Annotated in this window: 8 protein-coding genes; 4 read left to right on the top strand and 4 right to left on the bottom strand. The window is 72.1% G+C overall.

Annotated elements, in window-relative coordinates; genetic code table 11:
• Nucleotides 1-31: 31 nt before the first annotated feature.
• On the top strand, nucleotides 32-649 hold the full coding sequence (locus ABWI04_RS00855; protein WP_345178092.1) for an alpha-ketoglutarate-dependent dioxygenase AlkB: 618 nt from the start codon (nucleotides 32-34) through the stop codon (nucleotides 647-649).
• Between the two features lie 73 nt (nucleotides 650-722).
• Nucleotides 723-3,659: an AAA family ATPase gene (locus ABWI04_RS00850; RefSeq protein WP_353831020.1), complete on the top strand. Its 2,937-nt coding sequence runs from the start codon at nucleotides 723-725 to the stop codon at nucleotides 3,657-3,659.
• Between the two features lie 67 nt (nucleotides 3,660-3,726).
• On the opposite strand, the gene ABWI04_RS00845 is transcribed toward ABWI04_RS00850, so the two are convergent.
• The 3 genes from ABWI04_RS00845 to ABWI04_RS00835 form a co-directional block, all read right to left on the bottom strand.
• On the bottom strand, nucleotides 3,727-5,226 hold the full coding sequence (locus ABWI04_RS00845; RefSeq protein WP_353831019.1) for an alpha/beta hydrolase: 1,500 nt from the start codon (nucleotides 5,224-5,226) through the stop codon (nucleotides 3,727-3,729).
• Between the two features lie 277 nt (nucleotides 5,227-5,503).
• Nucleotides 5,504-5,686 carry a DUF397 domain-containing protein gene (locus ABWI04_RS00840; protein ID WP_353831018.1) on the bottom strand — a complete coding sequence of 61 codons (183 nt, stop codon included), beginning with the start codon at nucleotides 5,684-5,686 and terminating at the stop codon, nucleotides 5,504-5,506.
• 287 nt (nucleotides 5,687-5,973) lie between these two features.
• The gene (locus ABWI04_RS00835) at nucleotides 5,974-6,846 is read right to left on the bottom strand and encodes a helix-turn-helix domain-containing protein (RefSeq protein WP_345178086.1); all 873 of its coding nucleotides are present in this window, start codon (nucleotides 6,844-6,846) and stop codon (nucleotides 5,974-5,976) included.
• A gap of 873 nt (nucleotides 6,847-7,719) precedes the next feature.
• Between ABWI04_RS00835 and ABWI04_RS00830 the strand changes: the two genes are divergently transcribed.
• The gene (locus ABWI04_RS00830; RefSeq protein ID WP_353831017.1) at nucleotides 7,720-9,252 is read left to right on the top strand and encodes a Crp/Fnr family transcriptional regulator; all 1,533 of its coding nucleotides are present in this window, start codon (nucleotides 7,720-7,722) and stop codon (nucleotides 9,250-9,252) included.
• Between the two features lie 97 nt (nucleotides 9,253-9,349).
• Here ABWI04_RS00830 and ABWI04_RS00825 read toward each other — a convergent pair whose 3' ends face one another.
• Nucleotides 9,350-10,675 (bottom strand): sensor histidine kinase, encoded by a 1,326-nt coding sequence (locus tag ABWI04_RS00825; RefSeq protein ID WP_345178083.1) that lies wholly within the window; start codon nucleotides 10,673-10,675, stop codon nucleotides 9,350-9,352.
• A gap of 192 nt (nucleotides 10,676-10,867) precedes the next feature.
• On the opposite strand from ABWI04_RS00825, the gene ABWI04_RS00820 reads away from it, so the two are divergent.
• A partial coding sequence (locus ABWI04_RS00820) for a LysR family transcriptional regulator (protein WP_353831016.1) occupies nucleotides 10,868-11,632 on the top strand: 765 nt, incomplete at its 3' end.

The following is an 11,632-nucleotide window of genomic DNA, read 5'->3' as shown; positions in this document are numbered from 1 at the left end:
TGTGTTTGACCAGGACGGGTACAGTGGAGGAATGTTCCAAGGGTCGTTGCTGGACAGCACGGACGAGAGCGGTCCGCGGTCTCTGGACGCCGTGCGGCGGACGCCGCTGGAGCACGGCGCCTGGGTCGACGTCCTGCCCGGATGGATCCCCAACGCCGACGCGCTGTTCGAGCGGTTGCTCACGTCCGTCCCGTGGCGGGCCGAGCGGCGGCGCATGTACGACAGGGTGGTGGACGTCCCGCGCCTCCTGGCGTTCTACGACGAGAACGCGGAACTGCCCGATCCCGTTCTGGACGAGGCGAAGGCGGCGCTCGACGAGCATTACGCCGGGGAACTCGGCGAGCCGTTCCGGACGGCCGGTCTCTGCCTCTACCGCGACGGGCGCGACAGCGTGGCCTGGCACGGCGACACCATCGGGCGCGGCGCCACGCACGACACGATGGTGGCGATCCTGTCGGTCGGCACCCCGAGGAGCCTGCTGCTCCGTCCGCGCGGCGGCGGGCCGGCGATCCGCCGCGACCTGGGCCACGGCGACCTCATCGTCATGGGCGGGAGCTGCCAGCGGACGTGGGAGCACGCGATCCCGAAGAGCGCCCGCGTGACGGGCCCCCGGATCAGCGTCCAGTTCCGTCCGCGCGGGGTCCGCTGAGCGAGGCGAGCACGGATCGCCTCATGGCACCATGAACGGTGATTCGTGAGGAGGCCCGTTGCAGCGTCTGGTCGTGTCACACTCCTCCCCCCGGGCGTATCGGACAGTGCTGGAGGCGTTGCAGGCGCCGCTGCCGTACGGCGCCGGACGGCACATCCTGATCGAGCCGGGGGCCTATCCCAACACCGGGTTCCACTGTCCCGACGATTTCGTCATGACGGCCGTGGGCGGCCCGGGCTCGGTCACGCTGGACGGCGCCACGAACGCGACGGTCGAGGTCACCGGAAGGGTGACCCTCCAGGGGCTGACCGTCCGCAACTGGAGCGACGACGGCCTCGCGCTGGACGCCGCGGAAGGCAGCGTCCTGGCGGAGCACTGCGAGTTCATGACCCGTTCCGACGTGGCCGTGCGCGCGGCCAGCGGCGCGCAGATGGCGCTGATGGGGTGCCGGGTGCTGGACGGCGCGGTCGTGTACGCCGCCGCGTCCGGGGTCATGGAGAGCACCAGCGTCAGCGGGACCGAGGGCAACGCGGTGGCGATCCGCAGCGGCAGCACGGTGACCCTGCGGTCGTGCCAGGTCAACGAGGCGGGCGGGCACGGCATCTGGGTGACCGAGGGGTCGCGCCCGCTGATCGAGCAGTGCACGATCAGCGGGCCGGAGGGCGCCGGGATCCGGGTGGACGACCACGCGGACGCGGCGGTCCGCAACTGCGCGTTCCACGGCTCGCGCGGGTCGTCCCTGATCGTCCTGGAGAAGGGCAAGGCGGTCGCGGAGGACTGCCTGATCGAGGACCCGCACCTGGACGGGCTGTGGGTGGCGACCGGCGGCTCGCTCACCGCGCGGCGGATCAAGATGGAGTCGCCGCGGCGGACCGGCGTGGTCGTCGAGAAGGGCGTCGCGCTGCTGGAGGACTGCGAGGTCACGGGGGCGAGCACCAACGGCCTGTCGTTCGTCGCGCACGCGGACGTCACGGTCGTCCGGGGCCGGATCACCGGCGCGGGGAAGGTCGGCGCGGGGCTCGGCTCCGGCGCGCGCGCCGTACTGGACGGGATGACGATCAGCGGCAGCGGGCTCGCCGGTGTGAGCGTGGACTCGGGCGGCCGGCTCACCCTCCGCGACTGCACGGTGGTGGACACCCGCGGCGCGGGCGTGGTCGCCGACCGGGGCGCGCACCTGGACGTGAGCGGCCTCACCAGCGAGCGCAACCAGAAGCCGGACAGGCTCGACCCGAACGCGAACGGCACGACGACCGCGCAGGTCGTCGAGCCGGCGGTGGCCGACGAGCCCCAGCCGAAGCAGGAACCCGCGACCGCGCCGACGACCGGAGAAGGAGCCGGCGGGCCGTCCGCCGACGTGCTGTTGGGCCGGTTGGAGGCGATGGTGGGTCTCGCGGGGGTGAAGCGTGAGATCCGGAAGGTGACGAATCTGCAGAAGATGGCCGAGCAGCGGCGGCTTGCGGGCTTGCCGCCCGGTCCGGCGATCGTTCGGCACATGGTGTTCGCGGGTCCGCCGGGGACGGGCAAGACGACGGTTGCGCGGCTTTACGGCGGGATTCTCGCGGCGCTGGGTGTGGTGGAGAAGGGCCAGGTGGTGGAGGTCAGCCGGGCCGATCTGGTGTCGGAGAACGTCGGCGGGACGGCGTTGCAGACGTCGGAGGTGTTCCAGCGGGCGCTGGGCGGGGTGTTGTTCATCGATGAGGCCTACACGCTGTCGCGTAAGGCGACGGGGACCGATTTCGGGCAGGAGGCCATCGACACCCTGGTGAAGCTGATGGAGGACCACCGCGACGAGGTCGTGGTGATCGCCGCCGGATACTCGGCGGAGATGCGCGACTTCCTGGCCGCCAACCCGGGCCTGAAGTCGCGGTTCTCCCGCACGGTGGAGTTCGAGAACTACAGCCCCGCCGAACTCGTCCAGATCGCCGAATCGCACGCGACCAGGGACGGGTACCGGCTGGCCGACGACGCGCGCGCGGCAATCCTGGCGCACTTCGCGGGGCAGCGCCGCGACGCGACCTTCGGGAACGGGCGAGCGGCACGGCAGGTGTTCGAGGCCGCAGTCGAACGCCAGGCGCAACGCCTCGCCGACCTGCCCGAACTCCCCTCCGGCGAGGAACTGAGCCTGCTCGTCGCCGAAGATCTCGACGTCGACACAGGTCTGGCCGCCCGGTTCGGCGAAGCGCGCGACGCCGGTCAGGTCACCGATGTCCTCGCCCGGTTGGCGGCGATGACCGGCCTGGAGGAGGTCAAGCGGGAGATCAAGGACCTGCTCGACCTGCTCGCCTCGGCGCGGCGACGCCGCGCCGCCGGACTGGAGGCCGAGCCGTTCACCGGGCATCTGATCTTCGCCGGTCCGCCGGGCACGGGCAAGACGACCGTCGCACGCCTGTACGGCGAACTCCTCACCGCTCTGGGCGTCCTTGCCCAAGGGCAGGTGGTGGAGGCGGCACGCGTCGACCTGGTCGGGCAGTACGTCGGGCACACCGCCCAAAAGACCACCGAGGTGTTCCAGCGCGCCCGCGGCGGGGTCCTGTTCATCGACGAGGCCTACACCCTGTCCCGCCCGGGAGGGTCGGGTCACGACTTCGGGCAGGAGGCCATCGACACCCTGGTCAAGCTGATGGAGGACCACCGCGACGAGGTCATCGTGATCGCCGCCGGATACACCGACGAAATGGAAGGGTTCCTGGCCACCAACCCCGGCCTGGCGTCCCGGTTCGCGCGCACGCTGACCTTCCAGCCCTACCCCGTCGACGGCCTGGCCTCCATCTTCGTCAAAAAGGCCGAAGGCGCCGACTACCGCGTCCCCGAACCCACCCGCCAAGCACTCGCCGTCTACCTGAACACCCACCGGGACCGGTTCCGCGAAGGCAACGGCCGCGAAGTCGACAAACTCGTCCGGTCGGCCATCACCGCGCACGCCCGCCGCACCGAACAACTCGCCAACAACGGGATCGAACTCACCACCGAACAACTCGCCACCCTCCTCCCCGAGGACATCACCCTGTAGCGTCCCGCCCCGGCCCTTCCGCCGATGGGCCGAGGCGCACGCCACCGCCTTCGCCTGATCCCGGCCTCTACTGCGCCGGGCAAGTGGTGCCGGGCGGGGGGAGGGTGAGGGTGGTCAGGTAGGCGTCGATCGTGCTCCGCATGCAGGGGCCGCGGCCGTAGCTGCCGTGGCCCGCGCCCGCGTAGGTGAGCAGGCGTCCTGCGGGGCCGAGCTGCCGCGCGACGTTCTGGGCCCAGGAGTAGGGCGTGGCGGGGTCGTGGACGGCGTTGGCCAGCAGGATCGGCGCGCTGCCGCGGACGCGCAGGCGGTGCTGCGGGTTGCGGACGGGCTGCGGCCAGCCGAGGCAGGCGGAGATCGCCATGACGGGACGCGCGAACGTCATGTCGGGGGCGACCTTCTCCGTGCGCCGCATGAGCCTCGCGTACTCGCCGTAGTCGCGGACGGGCAGGCTCCAGTCGGAGCAGAACTGCGCGGTGAAGGGGTCGGTGGCGGTCTCCTCCGCCTTCGGCGCGGCCGCCGGACGGGAACCGGCCCTGAGAGGCGGGGCCGCGTCCAGCGCGGCCAGCTTCGACGCCAGTTCCGCCCAGTCGGGGCCGTAGAAGCTCTTGTAGGCCATCAGCACGAGGCCGAACTCCGGCAGCGCGGCGCCCGGGGACGAGGGGTCGGGCAGTTCCCCGCGGGCGGCGCGGGCGCGCAGGTCACGCCAGACGGCCCGGACGTCCTTGCCGTGCAGGGCGCAGTCCTGGCTGCCCTCGCACCAGGCGGCGAACTGGTCGAAGGAGTCTTGGGCGGCGGCCAGTTCGGACGTCAGGAAGCGCCGGGCGTCGGGGACGCTGTGGTCGTCCACGCTCTCCAGCACCATCGCCCGGACGCGCCGCGGGAACGTCTCGGCGTACATCTCGCCCAGCAGCGTGCCGTAGGAGCTGCCGTGGAAGGTCAGCTTCGGCTCGCCCAGGGCGGCGCGGATCGCGTCCACGTCCCGGACGGTGCTGAGCGTGTCGGCGTGGTCGTACAGCGGGCCGGTGCGGGCGCGGCAGTCGGCCCGCAGGCGCGCGTTGTGGTCGAGGGTCGCCCGGAACTGCGCCGCGTTTTCGATGACCGGAGAGGGGGCGGCCCGGAGCAGGTCGGCCGAGCACGTCACCGGATGGCTGGCGCCGATGCCGCGCGGGTCGAAGCTGACGATGTCGAAGCGCCGGCGCAGTTCGTCGCTGAACCGGTCGATCCCGCCCGTGAGCCTGGTGACGCGCTGGACGCCGGAGTCGCCGGGACCGCCGGGACCGAACACGAGCGTGCCGACGCGCGCGTCCGGGTCGAGGGCCTTCCGGCGCGCGATGGCGAGGCCGAACGCGGGGCCGTCCGGCCGGGACCAGTCGATCGGCAGGCGCAGGGTCGCGCACTCGGCCTTGCCGTCGTCGCCGCAGGCGCGCCAGTCGACGGCCGACGGCGAGCGCGGCGCGGCCGGCGCGGGCGAGGAGGGCGAAGCGGTGGCGGGCGCCGCGACGCCGGTCAACGCCACGGCTCCTGCCGCGGCCGCGCCCAGGAGGGCGAGCCTGTTTCCGCGCAGCATGAAGGTCCTTCCGGTGGGGGACGTCAGAGGCCCGCGTCCTCGGAGGCGGGCGACGGTCCCCGGCCCGGCCGTGACCGGGGACCGCTGACGAACAAGCTAGGGCGGTCCCCCGCACCGGAACAGGGTGATCAGGGGCGATTCAGGGTGGTTTCAGGGTCCACTCAGGGTCCGGGCCGGTCCGGCGCAAGCGCTCCGCTCGTTGTCAGAAATCGCCCTTAAATACCAACAGAAACCGCACTAATCGACAATTCAAGAGGCAGAAAACGAGTCGTGTGACTCAGCGCCCTTCGAGCTCTCCGTTCCGGATGGCGGCCAGGAGGGCTTTCCACTGGGCGTGGTGGAGCGTGAGGAAGCCGGCGGAGGTGTCTCGCGAATCTCGGACCAGCACGGCGGGGCCGGCCGCCGCCACCTCGACGCACTCCTGACCGCCGCCGCTGGCGCTGCTCTTCCGCCAGCTCACCGCCGCTCCCCGATCCGACCGGTACACCATCCAGCAACCCTCCATCCATTGCCGGCGGGTGCCGTCTCGCCAACCGATCGGACAAGAACACCCGCCAGGCGAGCGCCAGCAGGGCACGACAAACCACGACCTTGTGGAAAATTTCCCGATCACGAGTGTAAACGGTTCTAGTTATCCCGCCTACAAGGGAACACAAGATCACCCTGCGTGTTATGACGGCCACTCGCCTTGTCGGTGTCCGATGCGGCTGTCACCTCCGTCGCGTGGTTCGGGTTGCGGTCGGGGAATCAGGCCATGAGGTCTTCGGCGGCCTGCCGCAGCAGCGCGATCGACTCGTCCGCCGACAGCGCCTGCTCCAGCAGGAGTTCGAAGGTGTCGCGGTACTCGGTGATCCGTTCGTCCTCGCCGGTGATCATCACGCTGGCGCCCGGCCGCGCCTCCAGCCAGAGGACGTCGTCGAGGTCGCCGTCGAACTCCAGGAGGCTGAACGGCCCGTCGAGCCCGAGGTGCGCGCCCGCCTTGAACGGGATGATCCGCACGGTGAGCAGGTCGTCGCGCTCGCACGCGTCCGCGATGTGGTTGAGCTGGGCGGGCATGATCGCCGGGTCGCTCTTGATGCCGACGTGCCGGCGGATGACGGCCTCGTCGATGATGTAGTGCTGGCGCGGCGGGTTCTGCCGCTTGGCGAACTCCTGCTGGCGCTGGATGCGCAACTTCGCCGCCAGCACCCGCGCCTGCTCGGAGATCTTGCCGGTGGACAGCACCTCGGCGTACTCGGCCGTCTGGATCAGCCCCGGGATGACGGTCCCGTGGAACTGCCGGATGAACGCGGCGCCGGCGGAGTACCCGACATAGGAGAGGAAGCTCGGGTCCAGATCTCCGCGGTAGGCGTTCCACCAGGCGGGTTCCCGCGCGCCGCGGGCGAGCGCCTGCAACCGCTCCTGGCGCCCCTCCGAGGTGACGTCGTAAACCGCGAGCAATGCCTGCAGATCGGTGCGGGTGATGGCGTTCTTGCCGCCCTCCACCCGGATGAGCTTGGACGGAGACCACTCCAGCTGCCGCGCCACCTGCTCCTGCGTCAGCTTCTTCTCTTTGCGCAGGCGGACGAGCTCGGTGCGCAGCAGCGCACTCTGGACTACGGGGCCCTGGTCACTGACCATTGGTTCGCTCACTCTGAGTAGTGCATGCCACCCAACTGGATGCTACATGGCAATCGGGGACCTGGCATCCCACTCCCCGACACGACGCTACATGTCCCAGACATCTGATCTTCGCTCCGCCCACCAGACCCCGCCATATCGCCCAAAACTCGCGTCGGTAGCTTCCAGAGTGCTGCATACCGTCGGACTCTGTTGTAATGTGCTACATAGCAGATTAGCAGACGACGTCATGCAACAAGACGGGATGCCGCATCCGAGCGCGGATGAGGTTGAACACAGGGTGAGGTCCCGGCGGGGAACGGCGCAGCCGGGCCGGGACCGACCGCAGGCGGAGACGGGCCGGCCGCGAGCGGGGTACGACGAAGAGGGCCGAACGCGCCACACGGGGAGGCCGCAAGGGGACAGGAGACTCCGGCGACGCCTGAGGGCGGCACCGGGCGAGGAACACGAGAAGGCACTGCCAGCGAAGGCAACAGAGTCGCCCGCCGCTTCCCGCCGATCAACGGTTTGGCAGCCACGACGATCGGAGGGAGAGCGGAGAGCGACTCCCGGGGCCGCACGAGACGATCGGCCGACCGCGCCCATCCTCTGCGAAGACGCAGAAAGATCCGCGCTGACCTGCCAAAACGTCTCTGCGGACTCATCTAGTCTAACCGCGACCACGCGGTGCGGACCATAGGTGATGTGACTCCGGTCACCCGCGGGCCATACCGGACCTACCCGGCGCCCGCGCAGATTCCGGAGCCGCGATTCGAGGCATGGGGTCCCTGACATGTCCAGACAGCACGTACCGTCCCCCACCTCCGCCGTCCACCCCACGAGTCCGGCGGGCTCGTCGCCGCCCGCCCGGCCGGGCGTCGGGCGGGTGAGCCGATGAACGAGCACGCCCGCCACCACGACCCGGACAAGCACGTCCCCGACGAGCTTGTCCCCAACGAGCTCGTCCCGCGGCAGCGGACCGTCCAGCGGCGGGCCGAGACCGTCCGGCGGCCCGGGTTCTGGCACGGGCTCACCACCGCCGAGCGCGCCGCGTTCCTGGCGCAGGCGCGGGAGGTCGTCCACCCGGTCGGCGCCGTCCTGTGGACCGAGGGCCAGGACGCCGACCACACCCTCGTGATCAAGTCCGGCTCGGTGCGGATCTCCGTGGAGCGGGACGGCCGCGAGCGCTTCGTCGCCTTCCGCGGGCCCGGCGACATCATCGGCGAGCGCGCCGCCCTCCTGCTGCGCCGCCGCTCGGCGACCGTCGTCGCCATGGACGCGCTCCACGTCCTTTGCCTGACCACGCAGGAGTTCGTCGCCTACCTGAGCGACCACCCGCACGTGGTCGCCGTCCTCGAACGCGAGATGTACGACCGGATGACCGAGCAGGGCCCGGGCCGGCCGCCGCGGCGCGCGCACCACCCCGGCGGCGCGGCCCACCCGTACGGACCCGCGGCGCAGTACGGGGCGCCGCAGCCGTACGCCGTGGCGCAGATGCCGGTGGTCCCGAACTACCCGTACGCGATGGCCGGGCCGTTCGTGGTGGCGGCCCCCTACGCCGCGCCCGACCCGCGGGCGGGCGGCGCGACCTGCGTCGTGGAGCCCGCAGCCGCGATCAACGGCGCGGGCGCCGCGTCCGGGGCGGCCCCGACCGTCCCGTGCCGCACCGTCCCCGCCAACTCCCTGCCCGCCAACTCCCTGCCCGCCAACTCCCTGCCGCCCGCCAACTCGCTGCCGCCCGCCCGCTCCGTCCAGCCGGTCCTGGAGGCCGCCGTCGAGACGTCCTGGGAACGGCCGACGCAGCCCATGGTCCTCCCGGACGTCGGCGCCCCGTCCTGGGCCGGCCAGAACTGCACCATCGTGTACACCGACGTGGCCGGGTTCAGCTCGCCCGACCGCAACGACGCCGACCGGATCGGCGTGCGCCGCGCCATGTACCGGGCCCTCCGCGAGGCGTTCGAGGAGTCGGGCGTCCCCTGGGACGCCTGCCACGTCGAGGACCGCGGCGACGGCGCGCTCATCGTCATCCCGCCGCAGGTCCCGACGGCCACCGTGATCGACCCCATGCTGGTCTCGCTCGGCCGGCGGCTGCGCCGCCACAACCACCGCGCGACCGGGGCCGTCCGCGTCCAGCTCAGGGTCGCCGTGAACGTCGGCCCCGTGATGCCCGACCCGCCCGGCGTGTCCGGCTCGTCCATCATCACGACGGCCCGGCTCCTCGACGCCGGCCCGCTCAAGGACCGGCTCGCCGCCACCGGCGCCGACCTCGGCGTCATCGCGTCCCGCTTCGTCTACGACTCCGTGATCGTCCCGAGCCCCGGCCACGTGACCGCCGCCGAGTACGAGCGGATCACCTGCCGGGTGAAGGAGTCGCACCTCGAAGGCTGGATCCACCTGCGCGGCCTGGCCGCCCATCCGGCGGCCTGACCGGCCGCCCGCCGGCCCGTCCCCCGCACGGGCCGCCCCGGCCCGCCACGACCCCGCGCGCACCGCGCCGCGGGGTTCTCCGCTTCCCGCCCCCCCGCTAGCCGGCCGGCCTCCCGTCGTGGTTGCGCGGTAACCGCAGGACGAACCGGGCGCCGCGCTCGCTGTCCTCGATGGTGAGGGTGCCGCCGTGCAACTGCGCGATCTCCCGGGCGATCGGCAGGCCGAGACCGGTGCCCCCGGGGTCGCGGGCCTTGCTGTCCTCCAGGCGGGCGAAGCGCTGGAACACGAGGTCCCGGTCCTTCTCGGCGACGCCCGCGCCGTCGTCGACGACCTCCAGCACGGCCGTGCCGTCCTCCCGCGCCACCGTGATGTCGACGCGCGACTCGGCGTGCCGCTCGGCGTTGTCCAGCAGGTTCGTCAGCAGGCGGACGAGCCGGAGCCGGTCCCCGCGCACCGTCACGCCCTCCTGGAGGTGCGGGACGATCCGCTTCGTCCGCTCCGACCTCGCCACCTCGATGGTGACCAGCGCGCCGAGGTCGATCGTCTCGACCTCCTGCCAGGCGGCGGCGTCCAGCCGGGCGAGCTGCAGCAGGTCCGTCACGATCGCCTGGAGCCGCTCCAGGCTCTGCAGGACGCCGCGCGCCGTCCGCGGCCAGTCGACGTCGTCGGGGAACAGCAGCGCCTCCTCGATCTGGGTGCGCGCGGCCGCGATGGGGCTGCGCAGGTCGTGGGACGCGTCGGAGGTGAAGCTGCGCTGCCGTTCGAGGGCGCTGTCCAGCCGGTCCAGGGTCGCGTTCGCGGCCTCCGCGAGCCGCCTGATCTCGTCCCGGCCCTCCGGCACCGTCACCCGGCGGCCCGACCGGTGCGCGGTGATCTCCGCCAGCTCGGCCCGGATCGCCTCCACCGGCGCGAGGGTCTGGTCCACCGTCGCCCAGGCGCGCAGGCAGCCCAGCAGGATCACCAGCAGCGAGACGCTGGCCAGGAACATGATCAGGCCGGGGCTCACGTACCAGGGGACGATCGGGACGGCGGCGTAGATCAGCCAGTCGCCGCCGGGCTTGAAGACGCGGAAGCCGATCACCCACAGGCACCGGTGCCGCCGCACCGGCGAGCACACCTTCCGCGAGGTGTAGACGCGCTCCTGCGACGGGACGAAGCGGGCGAGCGGCCGGCGGGCCAGCGCCCGGCCCGGCGACCCCGCGATCACCGTCCGCCTCTCGTCCATGACCTGCAGCAGGACGCCCGGCACCCCGTCGATCCGCCCCTCCACGGGCTCGCGCCGCAACGCGTACGACAGCCGGAGCGCGGCCGCGGTCGCCTCGCCGCGGGCGGAGTCGGTCTCCGATCCCCGCGCCTCCACGAGGATCAGCGTCGTCACGATGGCGCAGATCACGGCGGTGACCGTCCCGGCAATAACGGTCATCCGCACCCGTATGGACCATGTGCGCCGTTCGAACACCCGACCTCCCGCAGGTGAGGTAATCACCGCACACGCCCGGATCAGTCCTCTGAACAGCAGCGATGCGGCCAAGACCGGCAAAAGAAATGGTTGCCGGACCGACCGGTCACCCAGAAGCCCGGGCACTGGGAAGCGCCGCGACTAGCATGTCCGGTTATGGAGCTGCGCCAGCTTGAGTACTTTGTGGCGGTCACGGAAGAGGCCGGCTTCACCAAGGCCGCGGCAAGGCTGCACGTGGCCCAGCCGGGCGTGAGCGCCCAGATCCGGCAGCTGGAGCGGGAGCTGGGGCAGCCGCTGTTCGACCGCTCCGGCCGCACGGTCCGCCTGACCGAGGTCGGCGCCGCCGTCCTGCCCTACGCGCGGGCCGCGCTCGCGGCGGTCGAGGGCGCCCGGCTGGCCGTGGACGAGCTGACGGGCCTGCTCCGCGGGCACGTCACGATCGGCACGATCGACTGGATCCGGTCGCTGGACCTTCCGGGCATGCTGGCCGAATTCCACCGCGACCACCCGGACATCGAGATCACCGTCGTCCAGGAGGACTCCGCCGCGCTGACCGAGGGGCTCCGCACCGGACGGATCGACCTGGCGTACCTCAGCCTCGGCGCCGGCCCGCCCGAGGGCGTCGCGACGCGGGTCGTCATCGAGCAGGACCTCGTCGCCGCCGTCGCCCGCACCCACCCGCTGGCGCGCAGGTCCACGATCACCCTGCGGGCGCTCGCCGAGGAGAGCCTGATCTGCCTGCCGAAGGGCACCGGGCTGCGGTCCGTCCTGGACGCGGCCTTCGCGGACGCCGGACTGCGCCCCCGCGTGGCGTTCGAGGCGGGCGAGCCGCCGGTGCTCGCGGAGATCGCCGCGCACGGCCTCGGCGTCGCCGTGCTGCCCGAGTCCGCCGCCCTCGGCCGCCCGGACGGCCTGCGCGCG

It is taken from the genome of Actinomadura sp. NPDC000929, assembly GCF_040492065.1.
Taxonomy (GTDB): Bacteria; Actinomycetota; Actinomycetes; order Streptosporangiales; family Streptosporangiaceae; genus Spirillospora; species Spirillospora verrucosospora.
This window is presented reverse-complemented; position numbering and strand designations above follow the sequence as displayed.